Source organism: Mycobacterium sp. DHQP2018-32-09 (assembly GCF_058148405.1).
The window spans coordinates 81,982-96,772 of sequence record NZ_JBYVYK010000006.1 but is presented as its reverse complement, the minus strand read 5'-3'; the positions used below and the strand labels follow the sequence as shown (position 1 = coordinate 96,772).

Sequence of the window (14,791 nt, the reverse complement as noted above, 5' to 3'; positions counted from 1 at the left end):
GAATTCGGCGCGGAAACGTTCGCCAGACGAACGTTTCCGCGCCGAAATCTCGAACTAGGCCGTCTCGGTGATGGGGCGGTCGACCCAGCTCATCAGGTCACGCAACTTCTTGCCGGTGACCTCGATGGGGTGCTCGGCGTTCTGCTTGCGCAGCCCCTCGAGTTCCTTGTTGCCCCCCTCGACGTTCGCCACCAGGCGCTTGACGAAGGTGCCGTCCTGGATGTCCTTCAGGATGCCGCGCATCCGCTCCTTGGTGCCCTCGTCGATGACGCGCGGGCCGGAGACGTAGCCGCCGAACTCCGCGGTGTCGGACACCGAGTAGTTCATCCGGGCGATGCCACCCTCGTACATCAGGTCGACGATGAGCTTCAGCTCGTGCAGCACCTCGAAGTAGGCCATCTCGGGCGCATAGCCCGCCTCGACCATGATCTCGAAACCGGCCTTGACCAATTCCTCGGTGCCGCCGCACAGCACGGCCTGCTCACCGAACAGATCGGTCTCGGTCTCTTCCTTGAAGTCGGTCTTGATGACGCCGGCACGCGCACCGCCGATGCCCTTGGCGTAGGACAGCGCCAGGGCCTGGCCCTCACCCTTGGGGTCCTGGTGCACGGCGATCAGACAGGGCACGCCCTTGCCGTCGACGAACTGGCGGCGCACCAGGTGGCCCGGACCCTTCGGGGCCACCATGCCGACGGTGATGTTGGCGGCCGGCTCGATGAGCTTGAAGTGGATGTTCAGGCCGTGGCCGAAGAACAGCGCGTTGCCGTCCTCCAGGTTGGGCTCGATGTCGGACTTGAAGATCTCGGCCTGAGCGGTGTCGGGCGCGAGCAGCATGATGACGTCGGCCCACTTGGCCACCTCGGCCGGGGTGTCCACGGTGAGGCCCTGCTCGGTGACCTTGTCGCGCGACTTGCTGCCCTCGCGCAGGCCCACCTTCACCTCGACGCCCGAGTCACGAAGGCTCAGCGCGTGGGCGTGGCCCTGGCTGCCGTAGCCGATGACGCCGACCTTGCGTCCCTGAATGATCGACAGGTCTGCGTCGTCGTCATAGAACATCTCAACTGCCACTTGTCCGGTTACCTCTCTAGTTCTGGGTCGAAAGAATGTTACTTGGCGGTGACGATGCCACGCGGACCGCGGGCCAGCGTCACCATCCCGGACTGCGCGATCTCGCGAATCCCGTAGGGCTCCAGCAGGTTCAACAGCGCCTGCAGTTTGCCCGGCGTACCGGTGGCCTCCACCACCAGCGACTCCGTCGACACGTCGACCACCTTGGCGCGGAACAGGTTGACCGCCTCGATGATCTGGCCGCGCGTGGACGCGTCGGCGCGCACCTTGATCAGCGCCAACTCACGCGAGACGGAGTTGTCCTCGTCCTGCTCCACGATCTTGATCACGTTGACGAGCTTGTTGAGCTGCTTGGTGATCTGCTCGAGCGGGAAGTACTCCTCGACCGAGACGACGATCGTCATCCGCGAGAGGTGCTTCTGTTCGGTGGCGCCCACCGCGAGCGACTGGATGTTGAAGCCGCGCCGCGAGAACAGCGCCGCGACGCGGGCCAGGACGCCGGGCTTGTCCTCGACGAGGACCGACAGGGTGTGGGTCGTGGTCATGGCACTACACCTGATCCTCGTTGTCGAACAGCGGTCGGATGTTGCGCGCCGCCATGATCTCGTCGTTGCTGGTTCCGGCGGCCACCATCGGCCACACCTGGGCGTCGGCCCCGACGATGAAGTCGATGACCACCGGGCGGTCGTTGATGGCGCGCGCCTGGTTGATCACCTCTTCGACGTCTTCGGCACGCTCACAACGCAATCCGACGCACCCCAGCGCCTCGGCGAGCTTGACGAAGTCGGGGATGCGGTGGCTGTGCGTGTTCAGGTTGGTCTGGCTGTAGCGCTCCTCGTAGAACAGCGTCTGCCATTGCCGCACCATGCCGAGGTTGCCGTTGTTGATCAACGCCACCTTGATCGGCGCACCCTCCAGCGCGCACGTCGCCAGTTCCTGGTTGGTCATCTGGAAGCAGCCGTCGCCGTCGATGGCCCACACCTCGGCCTCCGGGCGGGCGAACTTCGCACCCATCGCGGCGGGAACCGCGTAGCCCATGGTGCCCAGGCCGCCGGAGTTCAGCCACGTCCGCGGGTTCTCGTACTTGACGAATTGCGCCGCCCACATCTGGTGCTGTCCCACGCCCGCGACGTACACCGCCTCGGGTCCGGCGATCTGGCCCAGCTTCTCGATGACGAACTCCGGCGACAGGCTGCCGTCGCTCTGCGGCCCGTAGCTCAGCGGATAGGTGGAGCGCACCTCGCGCAACGACTCCCACCAGGCCGCCGTGTCCAGGGTGTCCGCCGCCACGCCGTCGCGGCGCAACGCGTCGAGCAGGTCGGTGATGACGGCCTTGACGTCGCCCACGATCGGGACGTCGGCGTGCCGGTTCTTGCCGATCTCGGCGGGGTCGATGTCGGCGTGGATGACCTTGGCCTCCGGCGCGAACGACGACAGCTGACCGGTGACCCGATCGTCGAAGCGCGTGCCCAGCGCGATCAGCAGATCACTGCGCTGCAGCGCGGCCACGGCGGCCACGGTGCCGTGCATGCCGGGCATCCCGAGGTTCTGGTCGTGGCTGTCGGGGAACGCTCCGCGCGCCATCAGCGTGGTGACCACCGGGATGCCGGTCAGCTCGGCCAGTTCCAGCAGCTCGGCGCTGGCCTCGCCGCGGATGATGCCGCCGCCCACGTACAGCACGGGCTTGCGGGCCGCGGCGATCAGCTTCGCCGCCTCCCGGATCTGGCGGCTGTGCGGCTTGGTGTTCGGCTTGTAGCCCGGCAGGTCCATCTGCGGCGGCCACGCGAACGTGCACTGCCCCTGCAGGATGTCCTTCGGGATGTCGACGAGCACCGCACCCGGCCGCCCGCTGCGCGCGATGTGGAAGGCCTCGGCGATGACGCGCGCGATGTCGTCACCATCGCGGACCAGGAAGTTGTGCTTGGTGATCGGCATCGTGATGCCGGAGATGTCGGCCTCCTGGAAGGCGTCGGTGCCGATCAGCCCGCGACCCACCTGTCCGGTGATCGCCACCACGGGGATGGAGTCCATCTGCGCGTCGGCGAGCGGGGTCACCAGGTTGGTGGCACCGGGGCCGGACGTGGCCATCATCACGCCCACCTTGCCGGTGGCGTGCGCGTAACCGCTGGCGGCGTGTCCGGCGCCCTGCTCGTGACGCACCAACACGTGGCGCAGCTTCAGCGAGTCGTAGAGCGGGTCGTAGACCGGCAGGACGGCACCGCCGGGGATGCCGAAGATCACGTCGACGTCGAGTTCCTCGAGGGAGCGGATTACCGCCTGCGCACCCGTCATCTGTTGCGGGGCAACCTTCTTGGCCTTCGCAGCGGGTGCTGCCGCGCCGGCCGGGGTGCCGCCACTGCGGTGTGCAGCGCTCGGCGGTCGGGTGGTTGGTGCGCTCACGGTGTCCTCTTCACGTTCTCGGGCAACAAAAAACCCCCGTCAGCTTCCGCTGTACGAGGGTTGCGCGTCGGTGCTCAAAGAAGATTGATTACGCACCCACGCGCGAACCAATTACTACGAGCTTGCCGATGTACTGCATAGCGCGCAACGGTAGCGCTCGGGAACGCCTGCGGTCAAATTCCCGGTCATCCCCCACCCGATGGGAGGATGGTCGGGTGAGCCGAAAGAGTGCCAGGAAAGCCAGTCCCCGGACAGCTGAGGGCGCGACGCCGACCCCGGCCGGGCGCCGCGTCGTCATCAAGATCTCCCCGATGGCGCTCGTCGCGGTGTTCTTCTTCACGCTGGGTCTGATGACCATCGTCCTGGCCAACCCGCGCCTGTTCACGGTCACGCTGGTGGTGCCGCTGATCGCCGCCGTCGCGGTGTTCCGCTACCGCACCGTCGCCGACGCGGACACCGTCACCGCCCGCACCCTGTTCTCCCGCCGCACGGCGAGGTGGGCCGACGTCGACGGGCTGCGGTTCGACCGCCGCTCCTGGGCACTGGCCCGGCTCACCGACGGCACCGAGTTCCGGCTGCCCGCCGTCACCTTCGCCACGCTGCCGCAGCTGACGGCCGCGACGGGCGGGCGGGTGCCGAACCCCTACGACTGAGAGGTCCGGGCGTGACGGCCTGGGCGCGCGGCTCAGGCCAGCGGGTTGACGCCGTTGAGCAGCACCCACACCGCCACGCCGACACCGACGCCGAGCAACAGCGCGGCCAGCGACCCGATGAACGGCCTGCGCGCCCACCCGCGGCCGGCGTCGAAGCCGTACCGGCCCGGCCCCACCAGGCACAGCGCGACGGCCACCACCAGCAGCGTCACCTGATACTCGTGGCCATCGGGCAGGAAGAACGCGAACCGGCCCGGCTCGGGCTGGGCGACGACGGCCGCGAGCAGCGAGTTGGTCAGCAGGGCGACGGCACCGGCCGCCGCCAGCGGCGTGAACAGCCCGAGCACCAGCAGGACGCCGACGGCGATCTGCGCGCCCGCGCCGACGTAGGTCAGGATGCCGGCGTGCTGGTAGCCGACATCGGCGAGGGACCGCTGGAAGCCGTCCAGACCGGCGCCGCCCCAGAGGCCGAACGCCTTCTGCAGACCGTGCGCCACCAGCAGGGCGCCAAGCCCCACGCGCAGGACCATCAGGCCGAGGTCTTGGGTGCCCCGCTTGCCCGCCGCACGGACGCGGTCGTCGAGCAGCGGGTCGGGCCCCACCTCGGCGGGGCCCGTGGGGTGGGCACCGTGGCGGGCACCCGGCTGCACGTAGGGCAGGGGTTCCGGGTCGCCGAGGATGCCGTAGGTCGACTGCTGCGCAGGCGACGAGTCGTAGCGGGGAATGGCCGTGGTCGCCAGGTCGCCGGAGTACGGGGTCGAGGGGACGTCGTCTTCGGGGTCGACCAGGCGTGCCGACGCGGGCGCAGAGCCCTCAGCGCCGGCAGATCCTTCGTGGGGGCGCTGCCAGGCGCGCGGGTCGTGTGAGGTACTGGTCACGAACGCCAGGGTAAGTGCAGATCACCCGCGACCCGTGGATTGGCGCGGCGCGTTTGCCGTGCCCATCCACTTCGTTGCCGTGTCGTGACGTTGGGCGCCCCTGCCGCAGGTGGTGCCGCAGGTGACGGGCACCAGCGTGGCGCACTCCCGGCCGCGATCCGTAACCTGGCCACCATGAGATCGGGCCGGCAGATGCTGGGGGCGCTGGTGTTGTGCGCCGCGGTGACCCTCGGCGCGGGCTGCGCCCGTTTCGACTCCGCGCAATCCGAGCCGTTCACCACCGAACCCCAGATGGAGCCGGGCGCCAGCCCGCCGCCACCGCCGCCTCCCCCGCTGCCGGGCGAGCCGTTCCCCAAGGAGTGTCCCGCACCGGGTGTCATGCAGGGCTGCCTGGAGAGCACCAGCGGCCTCATCATGGGGCCCGACAGCAAGACCGCACTGGTGGCCGAGCGCCAGACCGGTGCCATCAAGGAAGTGGCGGTCAACGCCGAGCCCAAGGTCAAGATGACGCTGCCGGTCGACCCCTCCGGCGACGGCGGGTTGCTCGACATCGCGCTCTCACCCACCTACTCCCAGGACCGGCTGCTGTACGCCTACGTCAGCACGCCCACCGACAACCGCGTCATCCGCATCGCCGACGGCGACGTGCCGAAGCCCATCCTGACCGGCATCCCCAAGGGGGCGACGGGCAACACCGGGGCGCTGAAGTTCACCAGCCCCACCACGTTGACGGTGCTCACCGGCGACGCGGGCAACCCGGCATTGGCCAACGACCCGGGGTCCCTGGCCGGCAAGCTGTTGCGCCTCGAACAGCCCACCACGGTCAATCCGGCTCCGCCCACCACGGCGCTGTCGGGCATGGGCGCCGGCGGCGGCCTGTGCATCGACCCCGCCGACGGCTCGCTGTACGTCACCGACCGTGCCCCGGGAGGCGATCGCCTGCAGCGCATCACCGAGGACTCCAAGGTCTCCACCGTGTGGTCGTGGCCCGACCGGCCCGGGGTCGCCGGATGCGCCGCGCAGGACGGCACCGTGCTGGTGAACCTGGTCAACACCATGCAGACGGTCGCCGTGCGCCTGGCCACCGACACCGGTGCCGTGACCGGCGAGCCCGAGGTGGTCCGCCAGGACACCCGCGGACACGTGTGGGCGCTGAAGATGTCGCCCGACGGCAATGTCTGGGGTGCCACGGTGAACAAGACCGCGGGCAACCTCGAGCAGTTCGACGACGTCGTGTTCCCGCTGTTCCCGCAGGGCGGCTTCCCCCGCAGCAGCGACGAGAAGACGTAGAACGGGCGGTCGGGCCGTCTAGGACGCCTTGGGGCCGGATCCCGGCAGCCGCAGCATGAGCCGCGTACCGCCCATGGGACTGACCTCCAACGTGGCCGTCCCCCCGTGCAATTCGGCCTGCTGCGCCACCAGCGCCAAGCCCAGCCCGGAACCCGAGCGCGACGCGGTGGTACCGCGGTGGAAGCGGTCGAATACCCTCTCGCGCTCCTCCTCCGGAACGCCCGAGCCGTTGTCGTCGACCGCGATCTCGACCCCGCTTGCCGAGCTGATCACCGACAGCCGGACCTCGGTGGCGTCGCCGTGCTTGACGGCGTTGGCGATGGCGTTGTCGACGACGAGGCGCAACCCGGCGGGCAGGCCCAACATCAGCACGGTGGTCGCCGACGCCAGGGTCACCCGAAGCCCCGGATAGTTGCGCATCGCGTCGTGGGCGGCCCGGTCGAGCATCTCGGTGACGTCGACGGGCACGAAGTCGTCGGTGGTGGTCAGCTCGCCCTGCGCCAGGCGTTCCAGCGCGGTGAGCGTCGCCTCGATGCGGCCCTGCGTGCGCATGACGTCGCCGATCACCTCGGCCCGCTGCTCCGGCCCGAGGTCGAGCGTCTGAAGCACCTCCAGGTTGGTCCGCATCGCGGTCAGCGGCGTCCGCAGCTCGTGGGACGCGACGGCGGCGAAGTCCCGCGCGGACTCCAGGGCCGCCCGCGTGCGCTGCTGTTCGTCGCCGATGCGCGCCAGCATGCCCTCGACGGCCTCGGAGATCTCGACGGCCTCCCAGACGCCGCGCACCTGCACCTCGTCGGGGTTGGACTGCGCGTTGATGGCCCGGGCCTGTTCTGCCAGCAGACGGAACGGGTTGACCATGATCAGCGAGATCACCCAGCCGATGAGCAGCGTGCTGACGATCACGCCGAAGCAGATCCAGAACACCCGCCAGTGCAGTGAATCGATGCGGGCCTGCGTCTCGGCGACGGGTGCGCCCAGCGCGATCGACGCGTTGCCGGCCGTGATGGTGCGGACGCGGTACTCGACGCCGTCGAGGTTGGCGTTGGCGTAGCCGTTGGGCAGCTGCGGCAGGACGATGTCGGCAGGGATCGACACCGTCGCAGGCCCGTAACGCGCGGTGCGCACGAATCCGCCTTCGGCGGGCACGGGCGCCGTGCTGTCCTGGCGCGCACTGTTGATCAGCGTGTTGACGTCACCGAGGCTGCTCAGCGAGTCGAGGCGACGGTCCAGCTGGCTGTTCTGGTCGTTGGTGACGCCCACCCACACCCAGACGCCCAGCACCAGCACCAGGATGATGACGCCGAGCTGGCCCACGATGACGATGGAGCGCAGCGACAGCAGCCGCAGCGGCTGGGCCAGCAGGCGGAAGACCAGGTCCTGGGGCTTCACGGGTGCCTCGTGATCTCAGGCGCAGGCAGCGATGACCAGTTCGCGGACCAGCGCCGCGTCGGCCTGGCCCTTGGTCGCCTTCATCACCGCACCCACGATCGCGCCGGCCGCCTGCACCTTGCCGCCACGGATCTTGTCCACGATGTCGGGATTCGCGGCCAGCGCCTCGTCGACGGCTGCCTTGATCACCGAGTCGTCGCGGACCACCGCCAAGCCGCGGTCGGTCATCACCTGCTCGGGCTCACCCTCGCCGGCCAGCACGCCTTCGACGACCTGCCGGGCCAGCTTGTTCGACAGCTTCCCCTGGTCCACCAGGGCGATGACGGCGGCCACCTGCGCCGGGGTGATGGGCAGCGCGTCCAAGTCGACGCCGGCCTCGTTGGCCTTCTGCACCAGGAAGTTGCCCCACCACGCGCGCGCCGACTCGCTGGCCGCACCGTGGTCGACGGTGGCGGCCACCAGCTCGACGGCGCCGGCGTTGACGAGGTCGCGCATGACCTCGTCGGAGACGCCCCAGTCCTGCTGCACGCGCTTGCGCGTCAGCCACGGCAGTTCCGGGATGGTGCCGCGCAGCCGCTCGACGAGTTGGGCCTCGGGCGCCACCGGCTCGAGGTCGGGCTCCGGGAAGTAGCGGTAGTCCTGCGCGGTCTCCTTGCTGCGTCCCGCGGTGGTGTGACCGTCCTCGTGGAAGTGCCGCGTCTCCTGGGTGACCGTGCCCCCGGAGGTGAGCACCGCGGCTTGACGCCGCATCTCGTAGCGCACGGCGACCTCGACGCTGCGCAGCGAGTTGACGTTCTTGGTCTCGGTGCGGGTGCCGAACTCGGCGGTGCCCTTGGGCTTGAGCGAGACGTTCGCATCGCAGCGCAGCGAGCCCTGATCCATGCGGACGTCGGAAACACCCAAGGCGCGCAACAGGTCTCGCAGAGCGGTGACATAGGCGCGGGCGATCTCCGGCGCCCGCTCGCCGGCACCCTCGATGGGCTTGGTGACGATCTCGATCAGCGGCACGCCCGCACGGTTGAAGTCCGCCAGGCTGGTGGTGGCGCCGGCGATGCGCCCGGTGTCGCTCCCCAGGTGGGTGAGCTTGCCGGTGTCCTCCTCCATGTGGGCACGCTCGATCTCGACGCGCCACGTACCGCCGTCGTCCAGCGGCACCTCCAGGTAGCCGTTCACCGCGATCGGCTCGTCGTACTGGCTGATCTGGTAGTTCTTCGGCTGGTCGGGGTAGAAGTAGTTCTTCCGCGCGAAGCGGCCCCACGGCGCGATGTCGCAGTTCAGCGCCAAGCCGATGCGGATGGCCGACTCCACGGCGGCCTGGTTGAGCACGGGCAGCGCCCCGGGCAGCCCGAGACACACCGGGCAGACCTGCGTATTGGGTTCGGCGCCGAACCGGTTGGCGCACCCGCAGAACATCTTGGTCTCCGTCGACAGCTCGACGTGGACCTCCATGCCCATCACGGGGTCGAAGCGCGCGACGACGTCGTCGTAGTCCAGCAGATCAGACATGTCTCGATCCTAATGAGTGGCAGGTGTCCGGCCGCGGAGGTGTTCGCGGCCGGGCTTCACGATGTCGGGCCGTCGCGGCCGGGATGTCAGCCGAAGAACTCGGCGGCGTCGTCGTACCGGCTCTGCGGCACCAGCTTGAGCTGGCGCACCGCGTCGGCCAGCGGCACCCGCCCGATCTCCTGCCCACGCAGCGAGACCATGGTGCCGAATTCCCCGGCGTGCGCGGCATCGGCGGCGTTGACGCCGAACCGCGTCGCCAACACCCGGTCGTACGCCGTCGGCGTCCCGCCGCGCTGCACGTGTCCGAGCACCGTGACACGCACGTCCTTCTTGATGCGCTTCTCCACCTCGTAGGCCAGCTGCTGCGCGACGCCGGTGAACTTCTCGTGGCCGAACTCGTCCACGCCACCCTGGCGCAGCGCCATGGATCCCTCGGCGGGCTTGGCACCCTCGGCGACCACGCAGATGAAGTGCGAGTCACCACGCACGAAGCGCTGCTTGACCAGCCGGCACACCTCCTCGACGTCGAAGGGCTGCTCGGGAATGAGCGTCATGTGGGCACCCGCGGCCATGCCCGCACCGAGCGCGATCCAGCCGGCGTGGCGGCCCATCACCTCGACGAGCATCACGCGCTGGTGCGACTCGGCGGTGCTGTGCAGCCGGTCGATCGCATCGGTCGCGACCTGCAGCGCCGTGTCGTGACCGAACGTCACGTCGGTGCAGTCGATGTCGTTGTCGATGGTCTTCGGCACGCCGACCACCGGAACGTTCTCCTCCGACAGCCAGTGCGCCGCGGTCAGCGTGCCCTCGCCGCCGATCGGGATCAGCACGTCGATGCCGTTGTCCTCGAGCGTCTGCTTGATCTGGTCGAGCCCCGCCCGCAGCTTGTCGGGATTGACCCGCGCGGTGCCGAGCATGGTGCCGCCCTTGCCCAACAACCGGTCGTTGCGGTCGTCGTTGGCCAGGTGCACGCGACGGTTCTCCAGCAACCCCCTCCAACCGTCCTGGAACCCGACGACCGACGAACCGTAGCGGGCGTCGCACGTCCGCACCACGGCACGGATCACCGCGTTCAGACCGGGACAGTCACCGCCACCGGTGAGAACTCCGATTCGCATGGGGGTATCCAATCAGCTCAGAGCGCAGTCGGCAGGGCGCCGCGGGCGGCCTCGTAGGCCGCACCCACGCGGTACAGCCGATCGTCGGCCAACGCCGGCGCCATGATCTGCAGCCCCACCGGCAGCCCGTCGTCGTCCGACAGCCCCGACGGCACCGACATGCCGCAGTGCCCGGCCAGGTTGAGGGGCAGCGTGCACAGGTCGAACAGGTACATGGCCAGCGGGTCGTCGACCTTCTCCCCCAGCCGGAACGCGGTGGTGGGCGTGGCGGGCGAGACCAGCACGTCCACGCGCTGATAGGCCTCGTCCAGGTCGCGCGCGATCAACGTACGCACCTTCTGGGCCTGGTTGTAGTAGGCGTCGTAATACCCCGCCGAGAGGGCATACGTGCCGATCATGATGCGGCGCTTGACCTCTGGACCGAAGCCCGCGGCCCGCGTCAACGCCATGACCTCCTCGGCACTGCGTGTGCCGTCGTCCCCGACGCGCAGCCCATAGCGCATGGCGTCGAAACGGGCGAGGTTGCTCGACACCTCCGACGGCAGGATGAGGTAGTAGGCGGCCAGCGAATGGTCGAAGTGCGGGCAGTCCACCTCGACGACCTCGGCGCCCAGCGCCGTCAACTGCTCGACGGCCGCGGTGAACGACGCCAGCACGCCGGGCTGGTAGCCCTCGCCGCTGCGGAGCTGCTTCACCACGCCGACGCGCACGCCCGTCAGGTCACCGGTGGCCCCCGCCTTCGCCGCGGCGACCACGTCGGGCACCGCCGCGTCGATCGACGTCGAATCCTTGGGGTCGTGCCCGGCGATCACCTGGTGCAGCAGCGCGGTGTCGAGCACCGTGCGGGCACACGGGCCGCCCTGGTCCAGCGACGAGGCGCACGCGACCAAGCCGTACCGCGACACCGTGCCGTAGGTGGGCTTCACCCCGACCGTCGCGGTGAGCGCGGCGGGCTGGCGGATCGAGCCGCCGGTGTCGGTGCCGATGGCCAGGGGCGCCTGGAACGCCGCGAGCGCCGCGGCGCTGCCGCCGCCCGAGCCGCCGGGGACCCGCTCGACGTCCCACGGATTGCGGGTGGGCCCGAACGCGGAGTTCTCGGTCGAGCTGCCCATCGCGAACTCGTCCATGTTGGTCTTGCCGAGGATCGGGACGCCCGCCGCACGCAACCGGGTGGTCACCGTCGCGTCGTACGGCGAGCGGTAACCCTCGAGGATCTTCGACCCGCAGGTGGTCGGCATGTCGACGGTGGTGAAGACGTCCTTGAGCGCCAGCGGCACTCCCGCCAGCGCCGACGGCAGGGTCTCCCCCTCGGCCACGGCGGCGTCGACGCGCGCCGCCGCCGCCAGCGCCTCGTCGCCGGCGACGTGCAGGAACGCGTGGTAGGCGTCGTCGGTCGCGGCGATCTGGTCCAGGTGCGCCTGCGTCACCTCGGTCGACGACACCTCCTTGGCGGAGATCTTGGCCGCCAGCGTTGCGGCGTCCATGCGGATCAACTCGCTCATTCCGCCTCCCCCAGGATGCGCGGCACGGCGAAGCGGCCCTCGACGGCGTTGGGCGCGGCGCCCAGCGCCTCGTCCTGCGTCAGGCACGGCTCGGGAGTGTCCGGACGTGTGACGTTGACCTGCTTGAGCGGGTTGTCGGTGGCCTCGACGCCGGTGACGTCGACCGACTGAATGGCACTCACGTGAGCCAGGATCGCGTCGAGTTGGCCCGCGAAGCCCACCAGCTCGTCGTCGGTCAGGGACAGCCGGGCCAGGCGCGCCAGGTGGGCGACGTCGTCGGCGGATATCTGTGACACGGTCACCAACCCTAGTGGCTGCTTCCGAGTCGCTGGGCTGCGGGCGAACGTGACACAGTGTTGGCCGTGCCGTCATATCTGCTGCGGGTCCAGCTGGAGGACCGACCGGGTCGGCTCGGCGCACTGGCGGTCGCCCTGGGCTCGGTGGGCGCCGACATCCTGAGCCTCGACGTCGTCGAGCGCGCATCGGGGTACGCCATCGACGATCTGGTGGTCGACCTGCCGCACGGGGCGATGCCCGACACGCTCATCACCGCCGCAGAACGCCTCGACGGGGTCTACGTCGACAGCGTGCGCCCGCACACCGGGTTGCTCGAGGCCCACCGCGAACTCGAGTTGATCGACCACATCGCCGCCGCGCCAGGACGTGACGAGAAGCTGCAGGTCCTCGCCGACGAGGCGCCGAAGGTGCTGCGCGTGGGCTGGTGCACGGTCGTGCGACTGGGCGAGGGCGGGCTGCAGCGCGTCGTCGGCAGCTCCGGCGCCCCCGAAACCCATGCCACGGCCGCGCCGTGGTTGCCGCTCGAGCACGCCGCCGCCCTCGACGGCACCGCGGAATGGCAGCCGCAGGTGTGGCGCGACATGGACACGACGCTGGCCGCCGCACCGCTGGGCGACCCCCTCACGGCGGTGCTGCTGGGCCGGGCGGGCGGCCCGGCCTTCCGGCCGTCGGAGGTGGCGCGGCTGGGCTACCTCGCGGGCATCGTCGCGACGATCATCCGATAGCGCGGGCCGTCCTCCGGGCCGTCGCGTCGGGAGGCAGGACGTCGGTGCATGAACGGCGACCGAGCCCGCCTCAAGCACCTGCAGAACAACGGCCACGTATCCCTGACCGTCATGGCGGCCGACGACTTCGGCACTCACGTCTCGCTGCAAGGACACGTCGTGTCCATCAAGCCAGACGAGGGGCTTGCCGACATCGATCGGCTCTCCCGGCACTTCCTCGGCAAGGACTATCCGGCCAGGGACCGCCCACTGGTGACGGTCCACGTCGAGATCGACCGCTGGTTCGGGTGGTCGGGCGGTCGCCCTCTGCAGTACTGACCGCAGGGACCTGCACGCGCTCGGCGAGCACCGGTGCGGCCGCAGCCGAAGACCGGCCGCCACCAGACCGACGGCGGCGGCAGTCGACTGCGAGGCTTTGAGCCGAACGTCTCTGCACGGCAGTCGGATTCGTGCATGTGGGGTGAGCGTCGGGCCAGTCGTCGGTGGCCGGTCGCCGGAGGCGTCGAGTGCGACACCTCAGCTCACCGCGCCTCTTGGCCATGGCGAAGAACCCCGTCCGACATGGCTTTTCAGCAGACGTCATCCGGCTCGTAGCTCGTCCTCGTCGTCCGTCGGTGGTGGTTGGGGTTGGTAGGGCTGATACCACCACCATTGGGCGCGTTCGCCGGTAGGGCCGGGGCACGGTGGCACGCCGGGTGGGTCGGTGGTGGGTGGGCGGGCCACCGACCCGCCGCTCAGCGGCCGACCCTCGCGGTCGGCGACGACGAGGGCATGGGCGGGGCCGGTGAGCGTGATGCCGCCGCGGTGATGCAGCCGGTGATGAAACGGGCACACCAGCACCAGATTCGCCAGCTCGGTCTCGCCGCCGTCCTCCCAGTGCACCAGGTGATGGGCGTGCAGACCCCGGGTGGCCCCACAGCCGGGGACCACGCAGCAGCGGTCGCGGTGCTCCAGCGCCCGCCGCAACCGGCGCCCGATCTGACGGGTGCTGCGTCCGGCGCCGATCGGCTGACCGGCCCGCTCCAGCCACACCTCGCACGTCGCATCGCACAGCAGGTACTGGCGATCGGCGGCGCCGAGGTGCGCGCCCAGATGCAGTGCCGCCGAGGGGGCGTCGAGATCGACGTGCACCACCACGGTGGTGTGCTGGCCGTGCGGGCGGCGCGCCACGTCGGCGTCCCAGCCGGCCTCGACCAGGCTCAGGAACCCGTCGACGGCATCGGGAAACGGCGCCGTGGTGTCCGACTCCGGGCCACGGGCGCCCTCGGCGTGCCGGCGCTTCCACTCGGTGACCAGTGCATCCCGGTGCGCGGCGAGGGCGGCGTCGAACACCGCGGCCTCGACCGTGGGCAGGGTGATCCGCCACGTGGTGCCGTGCTCGCCGACCCGCGCGCTGATGGACCGCTGCGGTTCAGGCTGCGGTGCCGGCTCGGGCCGCGGTTCCAATGCCACCGCGGTCCGCAACTGCGTCACGGTCGCGTTGCCCACCAACTGCGCGTAGTGCTCGTCGGACCCCGCCGCGGCGCGCTCGGCGATCACGGCGACCTGATCCAGCGAGAACCGGCCGTCCCGCAACCCGGCGGCACAGCGGGGGAACTCCTCGGCCCGCCGCGCGACGGCGACCACGGTCTCGGCGTTGCGCGGGGACACCCCGGTCTTCCACGCCACCAACGCCGCCAGCGACCGCGCACCGGTGGCGCCCCACAGCTCGTCGCGCTCCAGCTCGGCGACCAGATCCACGATCCGCCCGTCGATGGCATTGCGCTGCCCCACCAACTCGGCCAACTCGGCGAACACCGGCTCCAGCCGCGCATACGGATTGACCCCCTCGGTCAAAACCCCTGCCGCACCGGACATACCACCATTCTGTCAGGGGGGTCTGACAACTCGGGGGCATGAGAGAGATGGCCGGGACGTCCGGTTGGTGGCGCCGGCCACGGCTGCGGCGGGCCCTTTCCACGGGGG

At 70.1% G+C, this 14,791-nt stretch carries 14 protein-coding genes; 4 read left to right on the top strand and 10 right to left on the bottom strand.

Going from position 1 to position 14,791, the window contains the following annotated elements; genetic code table 11:
* Nucleotides 1–54 precede the first annotated feature (54 nt).
* Genes ilvC through AC30CM_RS04935 form a run of 3 tightly spaced genes read right to left on the bottom strand, consistent with a single transcriptional unit; the run spans nucleotide 55 to nucleotide 3,468 of the window.
* On the bottom strand, nucleotides 55–1,056 hold the full coding sequence (ilvC, locus tag AC30CM_RS04945; protein ID WP_490115743.1) for a ketol-acid reductoisomerase: 1,002 nt from the start codon (nucleotides 1,054–1,056) through the stop codon (nucleotides 55–57).
* A 50-nt stretch (nucleotides 1,057–1,106) separates the two neighbouring features.
* Nucleotides 1,107–1,613, bottom strand: a complete 507-nt coding sequence (ilvN, locus tag AC30CM_RS04940; protein ID WP_490115709.1) for an acetolactate synthase small subunit — start codon at nucleotides 1,611–1,613, stop codon at nucleotides 1,107–1,109.
* Nucleotides 1,614–1,617: 4 nt separating this feature from the next.
* Entirely contained in the window at nucleotides 1,618–3,468 is a 1,851-nt protein-coding gene (locus AC30CM_RS04935) for an acetolactate synthase large subunit (protein ID WP_490115708.1), read from the bottom strand.
* A 311-nt stretch (nucleotides 3,469–3,779) separates the two neighbouring features.
* On the opposite strand from AC30CM_RS04935, the gene AC30CM_RS04930 reads away from it, so the two are divergent.
* On the top strand, nucleotides 3,780–4,121 hold the full coding sequence (locus AC30CM_RS04930; protein ID WP_490115742.1) for a PH domain-containing protein: 342 nt from the start codon (nucleotides 3,780–3,782) through the stop codon (nucleotides 4,119–4,121).
* A 32-nt stretch (nucleotides 4,122–4,153) separates the two neighbouring features.
* Here the strand turns inward: AC30CM_RS04930 and AC30CM_RS04925 are convergent, their stop codons facing one another.
* On the bottom strand, nucleotides 4,154–4,999 hold the full coding sequence (locus AC30CM_RS04925; protein ID WP_490115707.1) for a DoxX family protein: 846 nt from the start codon (nucleotides 4,997–4,999) through the stop codon (nucleotides 4,154–4,156).
* A gap of 174 nt (nucleotides 5,000–5,173) precedes the next feature.
* Here AC30CM_RS04925 and AC30CM_RS04920 point away from each other — a divergent pair, with 174 nt between their 5' ends.
* On the top strand, nucleotides 5,174–6,289 hold the full coding sequence (locus AC30CM_RS04920) for a PQQ-dependent sugar dehydrogenase (protein WP_490115706.1): 1,116 nt from the start codon (nucleotides 5,174–5,176) through the stop codon (nucleotides 6,287–6,289).
* 18 nt (nucleotides 6,290–6,307) lie between these two features.
* Here the strand turns inward: AC30CM_RS04920 and AC30CM_RS04915 are convergent, their stop codons facing one another.
* The 5 genes from AC30CM_RS04915 to gatC form a co-directional block, all read right to left on the bottom strand.
* Complete coding sequence (locus AC30CM_RS04915; RefSeq protein ID WP_490115705.1) at nucleotides 6,308–7,678, bottom strand: sensor histidine kinase; 1,371 nt, start codon at nucleotides 7,676–7,678, stop codon at nucleotides 6,308–6,310.
* Nucleotides 7,679–7,693: 15 nt separating this feature from the next.
* Nucleotides 7,694–9,184: an Asp-tRNA(Asn)/Glu-tRNA(Gln) amidotransferase subunit GatB gene (gene gatB, locus AC30CM_RS04910; protein ID WP_490115704.1), complete on the bottom strand. Its 1,491-nt coding sequence runs from the start codon at nucleotides 9,182–9,184 to the stop codon at nucleotides 7,694–7,696.
* Nucleotides 9,185–9,270: 86 nt separating this feature from the next.
* Nucleotides 9,271–10,302, bottom strand: a complete 1,032-nt coding sequence (locus tag AC30CM_RS04905) for an ATP-dependent 6-phosphofructokinase (protein WP_490115703.1) — start codon at nucleotides 10,300–10,302, stop codon at nucleotides 9,271–9,273.
* 17 nt (nucleotides 10,303–10,319) lie between these two features.
* Nucleotides 10,320–11,804 carry an Asp-tRNA(Asn)/Glu-tRNA(Gln) amidotransferase subunit GatA gene (gene gatA / locus AC30CM_RS04900; protein ID WP_490115702.1) on the bottom strand — a complete coding sequence of 495 codons (1,485 nt, stop codon included), beginning with the start codon at nucleotides 11,802–11,804 and terminating at the stop codon, nucleotides 10,320–10,322.
* Nucleotides 11,801–12,100, bottom strand: a complete 300-nt coding sequence (gene gatC, locus AC30CM_RS04895) for an Asp-tRNA(Asn)/Glu-tRNA(Gln) amidotransferase subunit GatC (RefSeq protein ID WP_490115701.1) — start codon at nucleotides 12,098–12,100, stop codon at nucleotides 11,801–11,803. Before gatC ends, gatA begins: the two co-directional genes overlap by 4 nt.
* A gap of 66 nt (nucleotides 12,101–12,166) precedes the next feature.
* On the opposite strand from gatC, the gene AC30CM_RS04890 reads away from it, so the two are divergent.
* Together AC30CM_RS04890 and AC30CM_RS04885 are read left to right on the top strand one after the other, a co-directional pair.
* Nucleotides 12,167–12,826 carry an ACT domain-containing protein gene (locus AC30CM_RS04890; protein WP_490115700.1) on the top strand — a complete coding sequence of 220 codons (660 nt, stop codon included), beginning with the start codon at nucleotides 12,167–12,169 and terminating at the stop codon, nucleotides 12,824–12,826.
* 48 nt (nucleotides 12,827–12,874) lie between these two features.
* The gene (locus AC30CM_RS04885; RefSeq protein ID WP_490115699.1) at nucleotides 12,875–13,144 is read left to right on the top strand and encodes a pyridoxamine 5'-phosphate oxidase family protein; all 270 of its coding nucleotides are present in this window, start codon (nucleotides 12,875–12,877) and stop codon (nucleotides 13,142–13,144) included.
* 261 nt (nucleotides 13,145–13,405) lie between these two features.
* Here the strand turns inward: AC30CM_RS04885 and AC30CM_RS04880 are convergent, their stop codons facing one another.
* Nucleotides 13,406–14,683 carry an HNH endonuclease signature motif containing protein gene (locus AC30CM_RS04880; RefSeq protein ID WP_490115698.1) on the bottom strand — a complete coding sequence of 426 codons (1,278 nt, stop codon included), beginning with the start codon at nucleotides 14,681–14,683 and terminating at the stop codon, nucleotides 13,406–13,408.
* Between the last annotated feature and the right edge of the window lie 108 nt (nucleotides 14,684–14,791).

Excerpts from the sequence above, each read along its gene's own strand:
- ilvC (WP_490115743.1), bottom strand. The coding sequence starts at position 1,056 with ATGTTCTATGACGACGACGCAGACCTGTCGATCATTCAGGGACGCAAG.
- ilvN (WP_490115709.1), bottom strand. The coding sequence starts at position 1,613 with ATGACCACGACCCACACCCTGTCGGTCCTCGTCGAGGACAAGCCCGGC.
- AC30CM_RS04930 (WP_490115742.1), top strand. The coding sequence starts at position 3,780 with ATGGCGCTCGTCGCGGTGTTCTTCTTCACGCTGGGTCTGATGACCATC.
- AC30CM_RS04920 (WP_490115706.1), top strand. The coding sequence starts at position 5,174 with ATGAGATCGGGCCGGCAGATGCTGGGGGCGCTGGTGTTGTGCGCCGCG.
- gatB (WP_490115704.1), bottom strand. The coding sequence starts at position 9,184 with ATGTCTGATCTGCTGGACTACGACGACGTCGTCGCGCGCTTCGACCCC.
- AC30CM_RS04905 (WP_490115703.1), bottom strand. The coding sequence starts at position 10,302 with ATGCGAATCGGAGTTCTCACCGGTGGCGGTGACTGTCCCGGTCTGAAC.
- gatA (WP_490115702.1), bottom strand. The coding sequence starts at position 11,804 with ATGAGCGAGTTGATCCGCATGGACGCCGCAACGCTGGCGGCCAAGATC.
- AC30CM_RS04885 (WP_490115699.1), top strand. The coding sequence starts at position 12,875 with ATGAACGGCGACCGAGCCCGCCTCAAGCACCTGCAGAACAACGGCCAC.
- AC30CM_RS04880 (WP_490115698.1), bottom strand. The coding sequence starts at position 14,683 with ATGTCCGGTGCGGCAGGGGTTTTGACCGAGGGGGTCAATCCGTATGCG.